Raw genomic sequence first — 20428 nt, 5'->3', positions numbered from 1 at the left:
GAGCCGGAGGGGGTTGAGGTTTGTTCCGTGTCATCGCGGGAGGTACAGGGACGGCTCGCGCCGTACATCGCATAGTCGATCCCGGCTACCTACCTCTGAGGTCGGGGGGGGGGCGGGCGACAGTGTCTTGTTGTGTTCGTAGTCCACGGTCCTCGAGGGCTTAGCCGAGTTTGTTTGGGCGCATCGCTCAGTCCACCGCTAAACCACGACACGCGCCGTCCGACAGTACGAGGGAACCCAAGGGTTACCCCTAATGAGCCACGCCGTCGAGGGAGCAACACGGTACAGTAACCTCGGACAAGGCGCGGGGGAGACCGAGGGCCATCCAGGGCACCTATTACCGCGGGTTCCACTATGGGTTCGGTTAGTGCCGGCCCCCCCCCGCATTGCATGTCACCTCGCCAGTCCCCAATCTCCTGAACACTGCCGATCGGACCGTCACCCAGACCTCGCCCGCTGGCGCACCAACGGGGCGTGCCTGATAGACTACGCGACGCGAGTATCCGCTCTGCGGCCGCCGTCGAGCCACGGGACATACACCACGTAGGGAATGTAGCCTGGCTACTCACGCATGCTGCCCCAGTATCCAACCGTCGGCTGGCCGGGCGACGGTCGCGACGGAGTCACCGAGACATCTGGCGCAGCTTGCACCACCTCGGGGGCACACGCCCGCCGAACATCACCGCGTTACCACTGGCCCCGCAGCGCAACCCGGATCTCTAGCCAGCGGTCGCGGCATAGGTTATGGAACGCCGATTGTAATGGTGCCCGTCCCCTTCACGTCCCCCGCCTCGTAGTTCCCCGACACGAAAGCTTTCACACCTATTCTCGTCGTCACCCCCTGTTTAGCCTGGATCGTCAGCGCAACACCCTCCCCGGCGCCGAGGTCAACAGTTGCAACGTTCCTGGGGTCCCTGTTACTTCCCTGAACCATTTCGATAGGCCCACCCACCCCCGCAACGAGCGTTAGGTCTGCGTCGCAAGTGAGGTTCACAGCCCCGAGGACTACCTCTTCCCTGTAGATCACGCCGGCGGTGCCTTGGAAAGTCCCGGTTAGAGAGGGGGCATCAAACTTGCAGGTGGAGAGCGGCCCCCCAACAGCGGCGCAATAGATCCGTCCCTTCGCCGCGTCGTACTGATCGTAGCCCCGACGGTACGCCAGGCATGCTAGGGCGTGGTCCCTCACCGGGTAACTACTCGGAAGGTAATCGTAGACTGGGATTGCCGAGCTGATGTGCTGATCCACCAGGCATTGGCCAACGTCTCCCAACGTCTTGTTATTCTCGTCTGTCAGACAGTGGTCCCAGTCATGGTTAGAGTCCGCAGAGCCGTATCCGTCATGGTCAGCTTCGCCCCACATGTCGGATAGCGCGAACACCCCCACTGAGCATCCCGCGACCCCAGCGCACCGGTTCGGCATGGGGTATGTGGTGTCAATGGTTCGGATTGCCTGGAACCTGCCGTGGGGACTTGTGGGGTTGTCTACTACGGTTACCCCGGTCATTGCCACGCACGAACTGGCCACTGACAGGAGGATCGCAGCGTAAACAGCTAGGCCAGCAAAACGTCCTCTGTGGAGCGGGCGCCACGACCGTTGTTGGGCTAGCGGTGGATGTTGGCTGCGGTTGATCCCGGTATCGTGGTTACAGCTTTTCATTTTTCCATCTCAGTTGGTTTTGCTCGGAGGTCGGTGGTAGGACGGTGTAGGGGGGCACAGGCCCGTCCCCAATGTCAATCCTACGGTCATCTGGCTTGTCGCCACCTCATAAAATACCCCCGCACCCTGCGCTGGCACTCGGTTTCCGGGTTGCCGGCACGCAGGGTCTGCTCATAAAGCCGCAGGGATTTGGTTCGATAGCGTTGCAGGGCGTTGGGGGCGATGCCGACCCTGCCCTGCGTGGTATACCAGCCTCCCAGCCAGTCGATGCCGCGATCCAGGCGGCCAATCCAGGTCTTGGCGGGGTGCTGGCTAAAGCCGTCGGCGGCCAGATAGCCATTGAGACGGCGCACGGCATCGCGCAGGCGCCAGCGGGTGCGGGCCAGCACGATAAAGTCGTCCATATAGCGGGCGTAATAGAGCTCCCCCCTGGCGGCAAAGTCGGTATCGATATGCCACAGCAGGCTGGCGCCGATCAGCGGGCTCAGCGCGCAGCCGCGGCTGATCCCCCCGCTGGGGGTATGAAACTCGCCGCCGCACTCGACGCTGTAATAGAGGTATTGGCGCATCAGCTCGCGGCAGACGGGGCAGGGCAGCGGCGCCACCAGCCGGCTGAGCACCCGATTCCGGTCGATATGCTGGTAGTAGCCGCGAATATCGGTGCGCAGCACATAGGGGTGGCTGCCCCCGGCCCCTTGCAAAAAGTCGTGCAGCCGGCGGCGGGAGGCCACCACCCCCATGCCGCGACCATGTTCGCAGGACGGGTGCCAGGGGAGCCGTGGGGCGACCCGCAGCGCCACCCATTTCAGCACCAGCGCATCTTCTGCCGACCAGATGGCGTGGCCCCCCAGCAGCTGCATGGGGCTGAGCCGATAGTGCCCCGCCATCACCCGGACAAACAGGGTGGCCGAGCGCGCTGGCCAGTGAAAGCGCAGGTGCCAGATATCGGCGTTGGCCGGGTAGTGGCGCCGCCGCTGGCAGAGCCACTGATAGGCCAGTTGCCAGGCCTGCGCCGGTGCGAGTTCGGGATAGCGGTTATTCATAGGTCAGCTTGAGGGTCGACTGGGCGCTGAAGGTGCCGGGGGTGAGCTTTTTCTCCCCCGATTTCAGCAGCGCGACGTAGACCCCGAAATCGAGCTGGTTCTTGCCGGTTTGCAGGGTCTGCTTGCTGCTGGCCTGACCCAGCGGCAGATCCTTGGGGCTATCCTTGCCCTGGACTATGCCGAGGGCGATGCCGGCGGCGGCGCTGCCCTTGGCCAGGCTCAGCAGGTTCTTGTCCTCGCTGGAGGCGGTGCCGCTGAAGGTGACCTTGACCCCCTTGGCCACCGAGGGATCGCACTCTTCCAGGTGCAGCACAAACCCCTTGGGTTTGGAGCGTTTGTCCCGCAGCAGATCCTTGTTGACCACGGTACCCAGATCCAGGCTGATGTTCGCATCTGCCGGGGGGATGGTGCAGGGGACCGAGACCAGGGTGCCGGTGATGGTCAGCTGCACCGAGTCGTAGCCGTCAGCCCAGGCGCGGGCCGGCAGCAGCCCCAGCCAGGCGAGGCAGATCAGGGCCGGCAGGCCGCGGGCCTTGTGGATCATGGGGTTCATCGTTACCTCCTTCAGGCCGCTTTGTCGGCGCTGGTCAGGCTGCAGTGCTGATCGGTGCAGCGAAAGTGGAGCGGGCGGCGCCCGCCGAAGTCATCGACATAGGTGAGGGTCGGCGTGTTGCCGAGCCGGGCGACCCCGAGATTGAGCTCACCCTGGCCAAACGGGGCCAGCATCAGGGGGGTGAAGTCGGCCTGCCCTTCGTCATCGGCCTTGCCGGCGGCATCGACCAGGGTGATGAAGTAGGGGGTGGGGTTCTCCACCCGGTAGTGCCCCTGGGTCGGGGTCAGCTTGAGCTGCTGCTGCCAGGGGGCGACATGGGCCTCCGGCTCCACCACCAGCGACTGCGGCCGGTAGAAGAACTTGATGCGGGTCTGCAGCGCCAGCTGCAGGGAGTTGGGTTTGTCGCTGCGCGGCGGGATCTCCCGCAGGTTGAAGTAGAACAGGCTCTCCCGATCCTGGGGCAGCAGGTGGCTCGCCTGGGTGGCCTGCACCTTCAGCATGCTGTCGGCGCCCGGCTCCAGCCGCTGCACCGGGGGCAGCACCACGAAGGGGCTTGAAATCTTGCGGCCCATGGCATCTTCCATCCAGGCCTGGGCCAGATAGGGCAGCTCCTTGTTGTGGTTGCGGATGTTGAGGCTCTGGGACTTGCTATCGCCGGTGTAGATCACCCGGGTGCGATCCAGGGCCACGGCGGCCTGAGTGGGCAGGGCGGCCACCAGGGCGAAGGCCAGCAGGGCGTGTTGCATCAGTTTCATCGTCGGATCTCGTGTTGGTCAGTAAAACGGGTCTCAGTGACAGCTCAGGGTGGGCAGCTCGTCCTCCGCCGGCAGCGGGTTTGGCAGCACTGCCTGGCAGTGGGCATGGTCGCCCCAGCGGATGAAGATCGGCTCGCCGGCGTGCAGCCCCGCCAGATAGGCCATGCCGTCGTCGCTCAGCATCCCCAGTCGCAACTGCTGTCGGTTCTCCACCACCGCGGCGAAGGGGGGCGTCTTGCCGCTCTGCAGCCGGAAGGCGAGCAGCCGCTTGCCCCCCGCCAGCACATCGAAGTGCTGGTAGCCGATGGCCCCTTCGGTGAGGGTGCGGCTGGCCACGGGGGAGCCGATGGGTTCGACCTCGTCGCCGAGCCGATCCACATCTATGCTGGTGCGCTGCCGGTAGTAGCTGGTGAGATCGGCCACCACCGCCTTGCCGTGGCGATCCGTGGTGGTGACGGGGCCGCCGGCATGGATCGGCACCCCTTCGGCGCCATCGGCATCCACCAGCAGGCGACTGCCCCCCATCATGCCGACCCGGTGCAGGGCGGTGCCCTGCGCGGTGGCGGTGATGCCCCCCTGCACGGAGAGGCCCGCACTCAGGTTTTTGCCACCGTTCTGCTCGCTGGCATTGACCGACAGCTGCGCCTTGTCGGCGGTATGGGAGTAGAAGCCGCTCAGGCTCTCCCCACGGGGCGAGGTGCTGGCCGAGAGAGAGTAGTTGTTGCGCTCGTCCAGGGTGTTGTAGTAGTTGGCGCTGTGAGTCAGGGTGTCGTTTTGCGACGAGAGGCTGTAACCGAGGTGACTGCCCCCGCCGAGCGGCACCGAGAGGGAGAGGTACATACCGGTATCGGCGTTCTCCCACTGGGTTTGGCGGTAGGCGTTCACCGTCAGCCCCAGGCCGCGCCAATCCTTCACATCGAACTGGTGGGAGAGGGCCAGGCTGATGCGTTCACTGTCCGGCTTCAGCCAGTAGGACTGGTGGGTGTAGTCGAAGTAGGCGCCAATATTCTGGTTGCGAAACTGCTTGCTCAGAATGACCGAGTACATCTCTTTCGAGCCCCCCTGGTAGTAGGCCTGGCTCTCGTCTTTGGCGCTCAGGTAGTCGCTCATGGTCATGAAGTCGCGCTCCGAGAAGCGGTAACCGGCAAACGCCACCTGGCTGTCGTATTTGTCGAAGCTCTTGGAGTAGTTGACCCGATAGGAGCCGCCGTGCTTGATGCCCTTCTCGGGCAATTCGGCCCGCGACTCCGTCATGTCGAACGAGATGGCACCAAATTGCAGCAGGTCCCGGCCCGTACCCACAGTTAGCGCGGCATAGCCGTCGCTCACCAGGGCGCCGCCGAAGAGGGACCAGCCATTGTTGACCCCCCAGGAGGCTTCGCCGCTGACAAACAGCGGCCCTTCCAGGCTGTGGTCGAGGTTGGAGGGCTTGCCGCTGGCAAACTTGTAGCGTACCGAGCCCGGGCGCGACAGATAGGGGATAGCGGCGGTATTGACCTTGAAGGTTTGCAAGGAGCCATCCTGTTCCTCTACCCGCACGTCCAGCTCGCCGCTGGTGGCCGAGTTGAGATCCTGGATTCGGAATGGGCCGGCCGCGACCTGGGTCTCGTAGAGAACGCGTCCCCCCTGGCTGATGACCACCTTGGCGTTGGTTTTGGCGATACCGACCACTTCGGGGGCATAGCCACGCAGGTTGGGGGGGAGCATGTTGTCATCCGAGGCTAGCGTGAGCCCGGTGAAGCGGAACGAGTCGAAGATGGAGTTGCCAAGATCCAGCTCCCCTACCATCAGCTTCTCCTCGCGGGAGGGGAGCGGGCGATAGGCGTAGACCCGGGTCACGTCGGCAGAGTGTTGCTGGTGGGTCTCTTTCACCTGTTTCGGATGGGTGGGATCCTGAGGTTCATCCTGATCCTGCTGGTCCTCATCCTGAGGCGGTTTCTGGGTATGCCAGCCACGATTGCTCTGATATTGCGCCTGCCAGTCGGCCCGCACGCGCCAGGCACCATAGTTGGCCCCCAGCACGCCGTAGGCACTGGCGTTGGTATTATTCTCCCACTGCTCGGAGCTGGTCGCATGTTGCAGGTTGATGCCGTAATCGAGCATAAAACCGTTGATGCCGTTATCCCAGCGGCTGATGGGTTCCCAGTTGTCGTCGATATATTCCAGGTTGGTTTGCGGAATTGAGATGGTGAGGGTGTAACTGCTGATATCCGGACGCAGCGTGCTCCCTTCCAGCACATCGAGATTGATGCACTGCATGTCGGTATTGGCCTGCAATACTTTTTGCAGGGCGCTCTCCTTGAGGCCGAACTCTTCCAGCAGTGTTTTCGGAATACAACTTATCGACGCGCCATCCGCATCACTTTTCACCGTGATTTCGCGCTCGCCCAGTGAACGATCGTTGATATTGACCTGCATGGTATATTTGCCGGGAACGATATAGCCGACGTGAGTGAATTGTTCGAAATCGATATTTTCGCGGTCGGTTACATCCAGCAAATCGGTATTGAAATCGATGCCGCTGGCAGGGGCTGCCTGAATGGCAAAGGCACCAAGCAAGTTGATTATCAATATTGCAATGCGTTGTTTCATATCAATATCGTCACTGTCTGTAAGGGGCCGGGGCTGAACTGCCTGCCACACGGTTGTGATGGTCGACAACCTTTCAACAAAAAAAGCCGCGCTGACGCCGGGTCAGGCGCGTTTTTTATATTCAGAGGGATGAAATGAGAAACTGGCACCACCTGGTTTCCTGGCCGCAGATATCGCCCGGCGCAATGATTCCCCCGATTGGCCAGCACATGGTATCGAGCTGGAACCCTCTTTGACCAGTTACAGATAATTCCGGTTTTATCCGTTAATAATCAATGTGTTGAGCTTTACTTTCATCAGGTCTTGGGTCGCCTGAAATCGGGTCTGGCAGGCCATTGCTGGTGATTTTTAGAACAGTCAGGCAAAGCGTGACGCAGATAATGGGTGGGGAGCCCGGGTTGATATCGCCGGAAAAAGGGCGGAGGGATTATTGGGAGTGAGCAGATCGCGCTGATAGACCATGAGTGATTAACGATAAGCGACACTGAAATATCATGGGGAGATATAGCAGGGCTGATATTGGAAATAGGTGGGCATCCCTGCCCGATATAGCTTCCTTGATATCATCACGCTTGTACTGACTTGATCCCGGTCAGTCGTACTTCTACCCGACGGTCCGGTGCCAGGCATTGAATGCGTTTTGCTTTGGATTTGATGCCATCGCACTGAGTGCCGGTGAGCGAGTCATCCGCACCACGTCCCTCAACCCGGATTTTGCCGGCCGGCAGCCCCTGGGAGACCAGGAAATCAGCCACTGCCCGGGCGCGGGCCTCGGAGAGGCGCTGGTTCACCTTGGCCGAGCCGATGCGGTCGGTATAGCCGATCACGATGGCTTCACCTTCTTTGGGGCGGGCGTTGGCCAGGTCCTGGTATAGCTTGTCCAGGGTCTGCAAGCCCTCTTCCTTCAGGTCTGCCTTGCCAAAGGCAAACAGCACGTCAGAGCTCAGTTCGAAGGTCTTGTCGACCATGACGGGTTCCGGCGCCGGAATGGGGCGCTCTACCGCGACCGGCTCAACATAGCTGGAGCGGAAGGGGTGGTAGACCAGCTCCAGCGTGGTCATGTTCTGGTTGGGTTTGGTGCTGGTGTGGTAGTCACTGCTGTGCAGGTCTGCCACATCAGTGATGTAACGCCAGCGGGCCTGCAGATCCAGCGCATCGGTCAGTTGATAGGTCAGGCCGGCGCCAAACAGGGAGGAGACCTTGGTATCCTTGGTGCCCAGCCCGTCGGTGTGGGCCCAGTAACCACCTGCCTCACCGAACAGACTAAGGTCACCAGCCAGGGGAACACGGCCGATCAGGGAGAGGGTTCCCCCCTGATTTTCGAAGCGGTTGCCATCGGTGTTGCCACGCCCGGCGTAGATGTAGCCCAGTTCGGCCCCCAGATAGTCGTTAAGGTTGTAACCCGCAAAGGCGTTGGTAGCGGCGGCATCTTCGGTGCCGTTTTCGACACCGCCAATCTTGTTCAGACCCTGAAAGTGGGTGAAGCCGGCACCGGCACCGAAATAGAGATCAGCCGAGTCACCGTTTTCGGTGGCATTGGCAGAACCGGTACCAAGACCCAGCATCAGACAGCTCACGACAAGGGCAAGCTTCTTTTGTCCAAATAACATAGATGACATCCTCATATTTTAATTTCTCGTTTTATTGCTTTGTTGCAAGCAAATGCCGACGATCAACGCAGCGCTCATAATTCACATTGAATCAGGACGGTGCAGATTTGATAATCGCGGGGTGAAACAGTAGCCTGTGAGGTGGAGGAGTCAAATTATTTAAAATTAATATTTGTTATTTCTAAATAACGACAGGGTGATGGCCGTTCCGGTTCTATAAATCATGGTTAATGGCTGAGTTTAAAGGTAATTTTTCATAATTGGAGAGTGTCTTTCATTCTTTATATGATCAACGCTCGATCATTGGACAAATAGAGGTTGATTGTATGAAAAAAATATCAGGCTTGCGTTTGGTCACTGCCTTGACTGTGGCAATGGTATCTGGAGGGTATGCTGCACTTGCCTGTGCAGACGATGATGGCGGTTGGAGTGATTTGGGTCCATCCAGTCCAGCTGCGTCTTCTCCTCAGGATCAGGGTCATGGCACCATCAAGTTTGTGGGTGCCATTATCGATGCCCCCTGCTCCATTGCGCCCGAGAGTGTGGATCAGACAGTACAGATGGGGGAGATCGCCAACTCGCTACTGAAAAAGCAGGGTTCAACTCCGCTGCGGCCTTTCGAAATCCACCTGGAAGCCTGTGATTTTGCCACCGCAGCCAGTGCGACAGTGACCTTCTCCGGGATTCCATCCGACGATACCAAGCATGCGCTGGCATTGAACGGTGGGGGGTCTGGTGGTGCGATTGCTCTGGTCAACAAGCAGTCAGGGGAAGAGATTGTGTTGGGTACGCCAACCAAGGTGTCCAGTCTGGTCAATGGTGATAACCACCTCAAATTTGGCGCCAAGGTCGTGAGCACGGTGGCTGCTGATGGTAGCAACCCACCCGTGCCGGGTGAGTTCGATGCCGCGGCAGACTTTGTCATGAGCTATCAGTAAGTCATGATCCTGAGCGGGCTGCCCAATTGGTCAGCCCGCTCAGGGGCCATACCAGGCATCGCTCAGTGGTGCTAGCCGATGGCCAGTCACCCATGGCTGTACGGTCAACCAGTTGGCAATTGCTTCCCGATCTTGAGAGGTCAATGAGTCGTTAGCTGCTTGGCACAGGTAACCGCTGAGCTCAGCGTCGGCTCCACCCCCGCCAAAGCTCCAACCTTGTAGTTCGATATAGTCCAGCCATCGATCCAGTGCCTCTTCGAAGTCGACTTGCGCTCGATCTATGGTAAAGGTCAGGTGTAAACCCAACTCCTGAAATTCATCGAGATGCAGTTTTTTGCGCAAGCGGCGGGAGCGTTTTTTATTCAGTTCTGAGGGTTGAAATGTCATGTTGAACCTCTGAATCGTGTTGGTGGCCCATCAGTTGGGGTGAGACCTCCGAGGTGGTGCCAGCATAGGCCGTCGAAGCACACATTCGGTCCAGGTCGCGTCTTGCCACCATGCCCAGGATTTAGGCCGTTGAAGGGATAAGGTCTGATAGTTCGTGGAATTAAGAGGGATTGCAGGACTCATGCTCACAAACTAGTGCAGCTCGATCCACCATGCCAAGCAACAGAAAGGCCAAGCGCCTCTCTTGACTCTCCCAAATATATCGACTCAGTCACCAGCGCACAACGCACAGGCCTCCGTGTACCTGATGTCTGTGTTGCTGCCTGCAATGGCTGCAGCGATGATTGTAAACGCCAAGCGAGCCCTGTCAGTACCCAGCCACCAGCAAGTCTAAGGTTTACGCACTGATGACGGAGGATCACTTTACCTCTGGTCTGCATGTTCAGTAAGTTGCGATGATCACTTTCAATATTAATATATTACTGATTTTATTTAAGTTTATTGTTTTTGGTAATTTTTTACATGTGTATTTAGACTTTGCGTTTCTGGTAAACGATCCCTGCCATTGATGGGCATCCTAGGGGGGGGACCAAATACCTATGGTGCTTTTTATCTATTAGATGTGATGGCTTTTCGTATGTAACGCCGTGCTGTCGAGGGATTCAGATTGTTTTCCCTCGCATACTGGGCAATGGTGATATCTCGATGTTTCGACTGCAGAGCGTAGCGTCTACAGTGGGTCTCCCACTTTTCACTCATGGACCGTCGCTTCAGTTCCAGTCTTGCTGTCTTATGATGCAGCTTATGCGTTTTTATATAGGCCTCTACCGACAGGCCGTTTTCAGCCTGCTCAGATTGGTATTGTTGACGATGACGTTCCCAGAAGCGTCGCCTTAGCTCCGCACTGCCCAGATCCCGAAACTTTACATAGACGAGTCTCAAATCAAGTTTGTATAGCTCTGCGTAGAACTTGATGCTGATACCTTGAAGCAGCACCAGATTGGCAAAGTTCTCCTGATGATTACGCCAGAACACCTTGCGTTCATAGAACCCCATTTCGCTCGGTTTCCTAATGCGGGTTGGGATTCTCGGAGCATAAATTCGGCTTTTCATCGTTCATTGCTTCCTGATACTGCGACTGATTTGGTAGTCCTTGACCGCTGGTGGCCGCTTTCCCTTGTCTTTGGTTTTGGCCAAATAGCTTAAGCGGTAGACAAGCAATCTATGTTCATCCAGGCGATCACGGTGGACGAAGTAAAAGGGATTCATCGGTAGGGCTAGGTAGCCATATGTCCATTCTGCTTTGGCTAACCGGTAGACATTGTCAGAGTGCTTGACCTTTTGTCCGTCCAAAAACAGGGCCAAGTGGTAGTGTTGGGCTGCGGATTTGGCTTTCTCTCTGACCCAGATGTAACCGTGATAACAGGGGCCGTAGTGCTGGATCAGTGTTGATTTGAACTGTCTGCAGAAACGACTGATGGGTTGATTGTTGTCTGTGCCCTGTTGCATTTTAAGCTCCAGGCGGATGGCAAGTAACTTGCTGGTCTTGCTAAAGAATCTTTCCAGTAATCGGAAGATGCCATCCATGATGTCCCGCCTGATACGTATGTTGTTCATGACCGCCCAAGCATGGCCTTGATACTCATAGTTCAGGGGAAGAGTCAAAGAAGAATCGTGATGAATACCGGGCATATATTATCAATATCCTGAAGCAGTGATGGCGGCTGGGTGCAGTTAACCCCCCGCCGATCGTGGACGGGGTGCTTTGCAAGCAGAGACTAGGCCTTGGAGAAAATCGGGGATGATGTGCCAGTTTGTTACATTCGGTGCCAAATAAAGGAGGCTGCTGCCCCCATTTATTCTTCAATCCACTGTTAACAGCGCTTCAATTTGCTGCCTTGTCCACCCCATGATCCGTCCGTTGCTATGTTTGAGCGGTGCCGGGAGCTTGGCCAAAGCGAGCCACCGGTAGATCGTCGTTCTGGAGCACCCCAGCACTCGCTGCAGGTCTTTGTGTTTGAGAATGGGTTGCAGCGTTCCGCTGTCTGCCGCCGCCAACGAACGATAGCTGAAGGGTGATTTGGCCATCACTTGCTCTCCATCAATTCTGCGAGCCATTGTTGGTATACCGACTCTGGCCAGCCGACTGTTTTGCCATGGATCTTGATGGGTTCGGGAAAAACCCCGTCACGAACCCATGCCCACAGAGTGCGGCGATTGCGTCCGACAAGGTCGCAAACTGTTGTAATGGAAAGTATTTTTTGAGAATTCATGGTTCACCTCGTCTCATTGGATTTGATGAGTGCATCTTCTCGGAATTATTTTGAGATGTGAGGTGAGTAAAGGCTAAATCACGGTGAGTTAGGTTAACTCACCGTGATGGTCGTTAATTTAACCAATCTCGGATGGTGTTTTTGTCGACATTGGCCAACTGGCTCTGTATTTGATCTCGTGGCCTTGAGCACATCAGCGTTTGAATCGCTTCTGCAATCGCGGTATTCGACCACTCTTCAAACGGCTTGTTAGCCAGAAAGAGAAAGCCTGCCGAGGTGTGCGCACACCGTTTGATAAGCTGCTTGACCAACTCCTTATCAGGACACTGTAGAGCGTGACGCAGCTCGATGACCAGTTGGTGATAGTGAGAGGATGTGAAGGTATCCCGATCAACGGCGATGGTTGCCAGCACGTCATCATGCTCCACCAGCAATTCCGTCAGGAAGATGAGCATTGCATGTTTTTTGGGGGAATATCTGGGGTGTTTGTTGAGGGCTGTAATCCCCGAACGAGATGAATGCCGGGCCGTGTTGCTGAATAGTTGCTTCACGCTCTCATGAGTCAACCACAAGTGCTCGGGAAATACACGGCAATCTGGCACCTCGGGGTTTTTGGCAGAGGTAACTGGCACAATGGAGACCTGAAAGCCATCAATGGGATTGTTGAGGGTGAGCAGATAACCGTGTGTCACAAAGAAGGAGCGGAACTCCACCATCCCGTGAGTTTCCAACTGCTTGGCAAAGCTGTGGCCCACAGTCCAGAGTCCGGAAGCCTTGGCCATCAAGGTTAATGGATAGGTAACCCCGCCGTAACTGAAGCGGTAGAACATGGGGACGCCACCAAACAGTTTGCTTGGACGCACATCATTAAAGTGGAGTCGTGCCAGCCCAAATTCACCCTGAGTGATCTTCAGCGTCGCATTGACCAACCGGTCCTGAGCTCCCATCTGCTTGTCGAAGGCATCATTTGGCTGTGCTGGGTCCAGGTTGCGTACGATGACGGCACATTCTGACTCTTCTAGCATCAAATAGAGCGTGGTCTTCTGATTGGCTGCCCAATGGATTATGTCTTCTACCTTGCAACCCAGTTCGCTGGCTGCCTTGGTAATCTTGAGGTAGTCGGTGTCCGGTAAATTGCATCTCTTCATAGTTATTGATGTCGCCATGCAGCCTTATTTAAGTGGATGATATTGCTGCTGGCGGTAGAGTTCCAGATTATTGACTGCCATAACTCGAGGGTGGCTTTTTGTTCTGATAGCCGGTGGTCGTGAATATAATGACTCATGACTCCCTTTAGACTATGGCCGGCAATGATTTCGATCACATGTGGGGCGATCCCAGCAGCTGTGAGATGGGTTGCAAGAGAGCGTCGTAAATCGTGGAAGGTCCAGAAAGGGCTATGTCCAAGTCTTACTGACAACTTGTGGCCGTAGGTCGCCACCGTGCTCACTTTCTTGAGCTGGCCGAGAAGATAGGGCGTTTTGTTCTTTTTTGCGGTTGCGATAAGTTCGGCGAGCATCGGTTTGAGTCGCTCAGGTATGGCGCGGACAATTTTATGGTCCGTTTTTGAATGTTCGATAGGAACGGTCCATATCCCTGCGGCTAGATCCCACTCTGTTATATGGGATTCCCGCACTTCACGTGTTCTTGCTCCGAAAGATAGTAGCAAGAGAGATAGTGCACGATAGTAGGTGTTGGAGGAGGGGCTTTGGATCCATTCCATCAGAGCGTGGATTTCTGCAAGACTCAGAACGCGATCCCTTTTTCCACCCCGTTTACCTACATCTGCAATAGTCAGGTCATTGAGTACATTCGAGACGGCATAGCATCGAACACGGCAATACTTCAGCGCCTGTTTGGAGATCTGGAAGAGCATGCCAGCGGTAACAGGTACCTGCTTGTTGCATTCATCAAAAGCCACCAGCCAGTGTCTGGTCTCACAATCGATGAGTGGGAGATAGCCTATCTTGGGAAAGATCCATTTTTGGAATTGTTGCCGGATCTTTGGGGCATTCTTTCTGTTTTTAGCTGCGTAGTTATCCAGCCAATAACAAATCGCATCTTCTACCGTGACTGGTTTCAGTCGTTCTTCTTTGGCCAGTTTGAGCATCAACGCTGGATTGTGGCCGGCCGCTAGCCATCCTTTACATTGCTCGGTTTTCCTGCGGGCTTCTTCAATATCGATCCCTGCGCTGTTGTTGGTGAACTTCCCCAAGGTCACTTCCAGATTTTTCCCATTAAAGCGATAGCGGAAAACAAAGCTGACTGACCCGCTTGGATGCCAGAAGGCATTCAGTCCATCGCCGCGATCCACTTTACGGATGGGCTTCTTGCCGCCGTGGGGGGTGCCAAGCATTTTCCTGAGTGCAGTGACCACTAATGCCATTTTATACCCCCACAAAACCCCATAAAAAACCCCACATATGTATCCCTAACTGGTATCACCTCCCATCACCTGATGGGACATGAATTCTCAGTGGGCCTTATATATCATGGGGCTTTTGTAGGCAAGGCGGGTTTTAATTGGACGTAACGAAACGTCAGTTGAGTTCTTCGATGGAGAACTCGCCAGCGATACCATCACAGGAGATGGCGAAACCGCCGCTGAAGCGGGTGCTGAACTGGATCAGAAACGCATCATTGTCGTGCTCTTGCACAGGCAGGTTGATGGGTTTGCTGCGACGCAGGGGCTTGTGTGTTTGTACTGCTTTCATCATGGTATTTCTCTATATAAATTAGGTGTTTGCTCCTTGTATTGGCAAATGTCAGGTCAATGGGCGCGATCGATTGGGTGAACGACAAGCGCGCAGGAATACCCAGCCCGGTTAAAGGGCGTCTGCACTTTCAAGGAATATGCTGATGCATAAATCAAATTGGGTGGGCAGATCGGGTCTGCACCGTGAGAGCCGGGCAACGCAGGCAGACAGCCTGACGGTTCTCAAGGCGAGTAAATCAGAAGAAGGTTATGCGGGTACTGGCAGGATTCATCGTGAGGTGAAGCATTGCAGGATAAACATAAACAGGGCTGATTAACTAGCCGACGAGCATTCTCTCCTCGAAATGAATAAAAAGCAAACAATAATTTGCCGATGTTGAAGTCAGTACGCTTTTCCTCTGTGTAATCAAGGCGCTATCAGCAGCAAATATTCGCAACTATCCGCCATAAAAAGAGGGCTCCCGACGGGAGCCCTCTCTCATTCTGCAATCAGCACAGTGGGCCGACTCAGTAGTCGCCACAGGCCTTCTTGGCGGCCGTGATCATCGGGGTGATGGTCATGCCTTGCACCACGATGGAGAACATCACCACCGAGTAGGTCATCACCAGGATGACCTCCCGCAGATCGACGCCATGTTCCGGGATCATCATGACGCCGGAGGGGAGTGCCAGCGCCATCGCCATGGCCAGACCACCGCGCAGGCCACCCCAAGTGAGGATCCGCACCGAGAAGGTGTTGTAATTGCGGAATCGGCGGAAAGCCACATAGGGTAGCGACACGCTGATAAAGCGGGCGCCCAGGCAGAGCGGCACCGCAATGACCAGCAGGATCCAGTCACGCCAGGCGAGATCCAGCAGTACCAGCGCCAGACCGATCAGCAGGAACAGCAGGGCGTTGAGGAACTGGTCCATCAACTCCCAGAAGTGATCCAGGTGATGGCTGCTCTGCTCGGAGAAGCCGGAGTGACGGGTCCAGTTGCCGATCATGATGCCGGTGACCACCATGGCCAGTGCGCCGGAGACGCCGATCATGTTGGCAAAGGCAAAACCGGCGGTCGGGATGCAGAGGGTCAGCAGCAGCTCCAATGAACCGTCATCGGTGGCGCTGATCATCACGTGGGCGATGAGGCCCAGCACGGCACCGAACAGGATGCCGCCGAGGGCTTCGTGCAGAAACAGACCGGCCACGCTACCGAAGGTGGGTTCGACACCACCAAAGGCGACGGCAAACACGGTAGCGAAGATGACGAGGCCAACACCATCGTTGAACAGGGATTCCCCTTCGATCTGGATGGCGATCTGGGGTGGCGCCTTCATCTTCTTGACGATGGCCAGTACGGCAATCGGGTCAGTGGGGGAGATCAGCGCGCCGAACAGCATGCAGTAGACCAGCGGCAACTCCCAGCCCAGCAGCTTGGCGATAAACCAGAAGCCGTAGCCGATGAGGAAGGTGGAGAGCAGGGTGGCAATGATGGCCAGAATGGTGATCTCCCACTTCTGGCTACGCAGCGCCTTGAGGTTGATGCCAAGGCCACCGGCGAACAGCAGGAAGCCCAGAATCCCCTTCAGCAGGAAGTTCTGGAAGTCGATGCTCTCCATGGTCTTGACGGCAAGAGGTTCCAGATTGAACCAACCCAGTTTGCCAAACAGCACCAGCAGTGCGGAGATCAGCATGGAGCCCGCAGTAATGGCGATGGTGGTCTGGATCTTCACAACATACTGGTTGGCAAAGGCGATAAAAATCGCCAACGCTGCCAGAAAACAGAGTGTGTAGTAGACGCTCATAGTTATTTTTTTCTCGTTGGTAGACAGCAAGCACGTATCCCTATGCAGGACGGGCATAGGTTACTCTCGGGCCCTATGTTACTCATTACCCATAAATGAGTATATGGTGGCGCATTTGGACTGATAGACGGCTAGATTTCCATTTTATTTGTTTGCTGTTAGGATGCTGTTTACGCAGTTGCATGGATGTAAGAGGAACACGCGGTGTCGAACGTAATGTCGAGCAGAGAGCCGAGCAAGCAGTCGGACGTAACAAAGAAGCTGGAAGCCTGCCTCAGGGAGCGGATCCTGATCATCGACGGGGCCATGGGCACCATGATCCAGGGCTACAAGCTGGGGGAGGCTGATTATCGGGGTGAGCGGTTTGCTGACTGGCATACCGACATCAAGGGCAACAACGATCTGCTGGTGCTGACCCGTCCGGCGGTGATCCGCGAGATCCACGAGCAGTATTGCGCTGCCGGGGCCGACATTCTCGAGACCAACACCTTCAACGCCACTCGCATCGCCATGGCCGATTACGAGATGGAAGAGTTCTCCGCCGAGATCAACCGTGAAGCCGCCCGTCTGGCCCGCGCCGTGGCCGACGAGTGGACGGCAAAAGATCCTGCCAAGCCGCGTTTCGTCGCAGGGGTGTTGGGCCCCACTAACCGCACCGCCTCCATCTCGCCGGATGTGAACGATCCCGGCAAGCGCAACGTCACCTATGACCAGCTGGTGGCCGCCTACACCGAATCGACCCACGCCCTGATCGAGGGTGGCGCCGACATCATCCTGATCGAGACCATCTTCGATACCCTCAACGCCAAGGCGGCCGCCTTCGCGGTGGAAGGGGTGTTCGAGGAGCTGGGCTACAGCCTGCCGGTGATGATCTCCGGCACCATTACCGATGCCTCTGGTCGTACCCTCTCGGGCCAGACCACCGAAGCCTTCTACCACTCGCTGCGCCACGTCAAACCGGTATCGTTCGGCCTCAACTGTGCGTTGGGGCCGGACGAGCTTCGCCAGTATGTGGAGGAGTTGTCTCGCATCAGCGAGACCCATGTCAGTGCCCACCCCAACGCCGGTCTGCCCAATGCGTTCGGCGAGTACGACCTCGATGCGGGTGAGATGGCAGAGCATATCCGCGAGTGGGCCCAAAGCGGCTTCCTCAACATGGTCGGCGGTTGCTGCGGCACCACCCCGACCCATATCCGCGCCATGGCTGACGCCGTGGCGGGCATCAAGCCGCGTGTGCTGCCCGAGCTGCCGGTGGCCTGCCGCCTGTCGGGTCTTGAGCCGCTGATCATCACCCCCGAATCCATGTTCGTGAACGTAGGGGAGCGCACCAACGTTACCGGTTCGGCCAAGTTCAAGCGGCTGATCAAGGAGGGGCTCTACGACGAGGCGCTCGATGTCGCCAAGCAGCAGGTGGAGAACGGCGCCCAGATCATCGACATCAACATGGACGAGGGGATGCTGGACGCCGAAGCGGCCATGGTGCGCTTCCTCAACCTCATCGCCGGTGAGCCCGATATCGCCCGGGTGCCTGTGATGATCGACTCCTCCAAGTGGGAGGTGCTGGAAGCTGGCCTCAAGTGCGTGCAGGGCAAGCCGGTGGTCAACTCCATCTCCATGAAAGAGGGGGAGGAGAAGTTCATCCAGCAGGCCAGATTGCTGCGTCGCTACGGCGCCGCCGTCATCGTGATGGCGTTCGATGAAGCGGGTCAGGCCGATACCCGCGCCCGCAAGTTCGAGATCTGCCAGCGTGCCTACCGGATCCTGGTGGATCAGGTCGGTTTCCCGCCGGAAGACATCATCTTCGATCCCAACATCTTCGCGGTAGCGACCGGCATCGATGAGCACAACAACTACGCGGTGGACTTCATCGAGGCGGTGAAGGACATCAAGACGCACCTGCCCCACGCCATGATCTCCGGCGGCGTCTCCAACGTCTCGTTTTCGTTTCGCGGCAACGAGCCGGTGCGCGAAGCCATTCACGCCGTCTTCCTCTACCACGCCATCAAAAACGGCATGGACATGGGGATCGTCAACGCCGGTCAGCTCGCCATCTATGAAGACATTCCGGCGGAGCTGAAAGAGAAGGTCGAGGCGGTGGTGCTCAACCTCAATGACAATGCCACCGAGGCGCTGCTGGCCATCGCCGAGAAGTATCGCGGTGCCGGTGCCCAGGCTGAGGATCCGCGGGATCAGGAGTGGCGCAGCTGGCCGGTAGGCAAGCGGCTGGAGCACGCACTGGTCAAGGGGATCACCGACTTTATCGAAGAGGATACCGAAGAGGCACGCGCTGGCGCCGAGAAGCCGCTGCACGTCATCGAAGGGCCGTTGATGGATGGCATGAACGTGGTCGGCGACCTGTTCGGCGCGGGCAAGATGTTCCTGCCGCAGGTGGTGAAATCGGCGCGGGTGATGAAGCGGGCGGTGGCCTATCTGCAGCCCTATATCGAGGCGGAAAAGTCGGGTGGCTCCAGCAATGGCAAAATCGTGCTGGCGACCGTGAAAGGGGATGTGCACGACATCGGCAAGAACATCGTCGGGGTGGTGCTGCAGTGCAACAACTTCGAGATTGTCGACCTCGGGGTAATGGTCTCCTGCGAGACCATTCTCAAGACTGCGCGTGAGGTCGGCGCCGATATCATCGGGTTGTCGGGCCTCATTACCCCGTCGCTGGACGAGATGGTGCACGTGGCCAAAGAGATGGAGCGTCAGGGCTTCAAGCTGCCGCTCTTGATCGGCGGTGCCACAACTTCCAAGGCCCACACTGCGGTGAAGATCGAGCAAAACTACTCGGAGCCTGTGGTCTATGTCTCCAACGCCTCCCGCGCGGTAGGGGTGGCCCAGAGCCTGCTCAGTCCGGATCTCAAGGAGGCGTTTGTCGCCCGCATCGACAAGGAGTACGAGATCGCCCGGGATCAGCATGCCCGCAAGCAGCCGCGCTCCCGTCCGGTCAGTCTGGCTCATGCCCGCGCCAACCGGCACCAGCTGGACTGGGTTGGCTACCAGCCGCCGAAGCCCCGCGAGCTCGGGGTGCAGAAGTTCGAAGATGTGGCCATTTCGGTGCTGCGCCCCTACATCGACTGGACGCCGTTCTTCCTCAGCTGGGAGCTGGCGGGCAAATTCCCGCGCATCCTCGAGGACGAGATCATTGGCGAGGAGGCAACCAGGTTGTTTGCCGATGCCAACGCCATGCTGGACCAGCTGGAAAAGGATCAGAGCGTGCGCTGCGCCGGGGTGATCGGCCTGTTCCCGGCCAACGCGGTAGGGGACAGCATCGAAGTTTACAGTGACGAGTCGCGCACCGAGGTCATCAAGGTGCTGCATCACCTGCGCCAGCAGAGCGAGAAGCAGGGCTTCCCCAACTACTGTCTGGCGGACTATGTGGCGCCGAAAGAGAGCGGCAAGCCCGACTGGATCGGCGCCTTCGCGGTGACCGGCGGCATCGGCGAGGAGGCCATCGCCAAGGCCTACAAGGCGCAGCACGATGACTACAACGCCATCCTCATTCAGGCGGTGTGCGACCGTCTCGCCGAAGCCTTTGCCGAGTATCTGCACGAGCAGGTGCGCAAGGTTCATTGGGGTTATGCTCCCGACGAGGCCCTCAGCAACGAGGAGCTGATCCGCGAAAACTATCAGGGCATCCGCCCGGCCCCCGGTTATCCGGCCTGCCCGGAGCACACCGAGAAGGGGAGCATCTGGGAACTGCTGGAGGTGGAGCAGGCTATCGGCATGCAGCTGACCGAATCCTACGCCATGTGGCCGGGGGCGGCGGTGTCGGGCTGGTACTTCTCCCACCCCGAGAGCAAATACTTCGCGGTGGCGCAGATCCAGCAAGATCAGGTGGAAGATTACGCCGCCCGCAAGGGGATGACGCTGGCCGAGGCCGAGCGCTGGCTGGGGCCCAACCTGAACTGACTCCCGCGTGACATCGGTTGATCTTTAACGAGAAACGGCGGCATCCTTGCTCGGGTGGAACAATCTGCGCAGAGCCGCCGTTTAACCTGTTGGTCACAGTGATGTGGTAGCGTGCGGTTTGGTGTGGTTTGTCTTGTTGTCAGGATAAACAATTGGCGTTGTCTTGGCGCTGTGGCACCTTATACTCTCCCGCCCCATCCTGCCCAG

Annotated in this window: 17 protein-coding genes; 2 read left to right on the top strand and 15 right to left on the bottom strand. The window is 57.6% G+C overall.

Annotation, left to right across the window (positions count from 1 at the left end):
* Positions 1-742: 742 nt before the first annotated feature.
* From G5315_RS05675 to G5315_RS05650, 6 genes are all read right to left on the bottom strand, one after another.
* Positions 743-1246 carry a hypothetical protein gene (locus G5315_RS05675; protein WP_421332682.1) on the bottom strand — a complete coding sequence of 168 codons (504 nt, stop codon included), beginning with the start codon at positions 1244-1246 and terminating at the stop codon, positions 743-745.
* A gap of 497 nt (positions 1247-1743) precedes the next feature.
* Positions 1744-2700: a reverse transcriptase domain-containing protein gene (locus G5315_RS05670; RefSeq protein ID WP_421332680.1), complete on the bottom strand. Its 957-nt coding sequence runs from the start codon at positions 2698-2700 to the stop codon at positions 1744-1746.
* Positions 2693-3253 carry a fimbrial protein gene (locus G5315_RS05665; RefSeq protein WP_016349198.1) on the bottom strand — a complete coding sequence of 187 codons (561 nt, stop codon included), beginning with the start codon at positions 3251-3253 and terminating at the stop codon, positions 2693-2695. Before G5315_RS05665 ends, G5315_RS05670 begins: the two co-directional genes overlap by 8 nt.
* Before the next feature lie 11 nt (positions 3254-3264).
* Positions 3265-4008, bottom strand: a complete 744-nt coding sequence (locus tag G5315_RS05660) for a fimbria/pilus periplasmic chaperone (RefSeq protein ID WP_016349199.1) — start codon at positions 4006-4008, stop codon at positions 3265-3267.
* Between the two features lie 33 nt (positions 4009-4041).
* A complete protein-coding gene (locus G5315_RS05655) occupies positions 4042-6600 on the bottom strand; it encodes a fimbria/pilus outer membrane usher protein (protein WP_421332679.1) in 2559 nt (852 codons plus the stop codon).
* A 566-nt stretch (positions 6601-7166) separates the two neighbouring features.
* Entirely contained in the window at positions 7167-8210 is a 1044-nt protein-coding gene (locus tag G5315_RS05650) for an OmpA family protein (protein ID WP_421332678.1), read from the bottom strand.
* Between the two features lie 326 nt (positions 8211-8536).
* On the opposite strand from G5315_RS05650, the gene G5315_RS05645 reads away from it, so the two are divergent.
* Positions 8537-9148: a fimbrial protein gene (locus G5315_RS05645; protein ID WP_421205561.1), complete on the top strand. Its 612-nt coding sequence runs from the start codon at positions 8537-8539 to the stop codon at positions 9146-9148.
* Positions 9149-9187: 39 nt separating this feature from the next.
* Here G5315_RS05645 and G5315_RS05640 read toward each other — a convergent pair whose 3' ends face one another.
* The 9 genes from G5315_RS05640 to G5315_RS05600 form a co-directional block, all read right to left on the bottom strand.
* Complete coding sequence (locus tag G5315_RS05640) at positions 9188-9535, bottom strand: 50S ribosome-binding protein YggL (protein ID WP_421254358.1); 348 nt, start codon at positions 9533-9535, stop codon at positions 9188-9190.
* Positions 9536-10144: 609 nt separating this feature from the next.
* Entirely contained in the window at positions 10145-10591 is a 447-nt protein-coding gene (locus tag G5315_RS05635) for a hypothetical protein (RefSeq protein WP_421332677.1), read from the bottom strand.
* Between the two features lie 60 nt (positions 10592-10651).
* On the bottom strand, positions 10652-11227 hold the full coding sequence (locus tag G5315_RS05630) for a YagK/YfjJ domain-containing protein (protein ID WP_421205556.1): 576 nt from the start codon (positions 11225-11227) through the stop codon (positions 10652-10654).
* Between the two features lie 171 nt (positions 11228-11398).
* Positions 11399-11623, bottom strand: a complete 225-nt coding sequence (locus tag G5315_RS05625) for a helix-turn-helix transcriptional regulator (protein ID WP_016349205.1) — start codon at positions 11621-11623, stop codon at positions 11399-11401.
* Entirely contained in the window at positions 11623-11808 is a 186-nt protein-coding gene (locus G5315_RS05620) for a helix-turn-helix transcriptional regulator (RefSeq protein ID WP_421205554.1), read from the bottom strand. Before G5315_RS05620 ends, G5315_RS05625 begins: the two co-directional genes overlap by 1 nt.
* A 113-nt stretch (positions 11809-11921) precedes the next feature.
* Entirely contained in the window at positions 11922-12956 is a 1035-nt protein-coding gene (locus tag G5315_RS05615; RefSeq protein WP_421332675.1) for a hypothetical protein, read from the bottom strand.
* Between the two features lie 2 nt (positions 12957-12958).
* The gene (locus G5315_RS05610; RefSeq protein WP_421205552.1) at positions 12959-14194 is read right to left on the bottom strand and encodes a tyrosine-type recombinase/integrase; all 1236 of its coding nucleotides are present in this window, start codon (positions 14192-14194) and stop codon (positions 12959-12961) included.
* A gap of 154 nt (positions 14195-14348) precedes the next feature.
* On the bottom strand, positions 14349-14525 hold the full coding sequence (locus G5315_RS05605) for a hypothetical protein (RefSeq protein ID WP_118854342.1): 177 nt from the start codon (positions 14523-14525) through the stop codon (positions 14349-14351).
* A gap of 506 nt (positions 14526-15031) precedes the next feature.
* Positions 15032-16309, bottom strand: a complete 1278-nt coding sequence (locus G5315_RS05600) for a cation:proton antiporter (protein ID WP_019446508.1) — start codon at positions 16307-16309, stop codon at positions 15032-15034.
* A gap of 216 nt (positions 16310-16525) precedes the next feature.
* Here G5315_RS05600 and metH point away from each other — a divergent pair, with 216 nt between their 5' ends.
* Positions 16526-20221: a methionine synthase gene (gene metH / locus G5315_RS05595; protein WP_421332765.1), complete on the top strand. Its 3696-nt coding sequence runs from the start codon at positions 16526-16528 to the stop codon at positions 20219-20221.
* The last annotated feature ends 207 nt before the right edge of the window (positions 20222-20428 follow it).

The organism is Aeromonas sp. 603607 (assembly GCF_049171595.1).
In the GTDB taxonomy this organism is placed as follows: domain Bacteria; phylum Pseudomonadota; class Gammaproteobacteria; order Enterobacterales; family Aeromonadaceae; genus Aeromonas; species Aeromonas veronii.
Note: the sequence above shows the minus strand (reverse complement) of the source record. Positions and strands in the feature narration are given on the sequence as shown.

Bases quoted from the DNA above. Each gene is read 5' to 3' on its own strand.
- G5315_RS05620 (WP_421205554.1), bottom strand. From the start codon at position 11,808: ATGAATTCTCAAAAAATACTTTCCATTACAACAGTTTGCGACCTTGTC.
- G5315_RS05615 (WP_421332675.1), bottom strand. From the start codon at position 12,956: ATGAAGAGATGCAATTTACCGGACACCGACTACCTCAAGATTACCAAG.
- G5315_RS05610 (WP_421205552.1), bottom strand. From the start codon at position 14,194: ATGGCATTAGTGGTCACTGCACTCAGGAAAATGCTTGGCACCCCCCAC.
- G5315_RS05630 (WP_421205556.1), bottom strand. From the start codon at position 11,227: ATGCCCGGTATTCATCACGATTCTTCTTTGACTCTTCCCCTGAACTAT.
- metH (WP_421332765.1), top strand. From the start codon at position 16,526: ATGTCGAGCAGAGAGCCGAGCAAGCAGTCGGACGTAACAAAGAAGCTG.
- G5315_RS05655 (WP_421332679.1), bottom strand. From the start codon at position 6,600: ATGAAACAACGCATTGCAATATTGATAATCAACTTGCTTGGTGCCTTT.
- G5315_RS05635 (WP_421332677.1), bottom strand. From the start codon at position 10,591: ATGGGGTTCTATGAACGCAAGGTGTTCTGGCGTAATCATCAGGAGAAC.
- G5315_RS05605 (WP_118854342.1), bottom strand. From the start codon at position 14,525: ATGATGAAAGCAGTACAAACACACAAGCCCCTGCGTCGCAGCAAACCC.
- G5315_RS05640 (WP_421254358.1), bottom strand. From the start codon at position 9,535: ATGACATTTCAACCCTCAGAACTGAATAAAAAACGCTCCCGCCGCTTG.
- G5315_RS05660 (WP_016349199.1), bottom strand. From the start codon at position 4,008: ATGAAACTGATGCAACACGCCCTGCTGGCCTTCGCCCTGGTGGCCGCC.
- G5315_RS05625 (WP_016349205.1), bottom strand. From the start codon at position 11,623: ATGGCCAAATCACCCTTCAGCTATCGTTCGTTGGCGGCGGCAGACAGC.
- G5315_RS05670 (WP_421332680.1), bottom strand. From the start codon at position 2,700: ATGAATAACCGCTATCCCGAACTCGCACCGGCGCAGGCCTGGCAACTG.
- G5315_RS05645 (WP_421205561.1), top strand. From the start codon at position 8,537: ATGAAAAAAATATCAGGCTTGCGTTTGGTCACTGCCTTGACTGTGGCA.
- G5315_RS05665 (WP_016349198.1), bottom strand. From the start codon at position 3,253: ATGAACCCCATGATCCACAAGGCCCGCGGCCTGCCGGCCCTGATCTGC.
- G5315_RS05650 (WP_421332678.1), bottom strand. From the start codon at position 8,210: ATGTTATTTGGACAAAAGAAGCTTGCCCTTGTCGTGAGCTGTCTGATG.
- G5315_RS05600 (WP_019446508.1), bottom strand. From the start codon at position 16,309: ATGAGCGTCTACTACACACTCTGTTTTCTGGCAGCGTTGGCGATTTTT.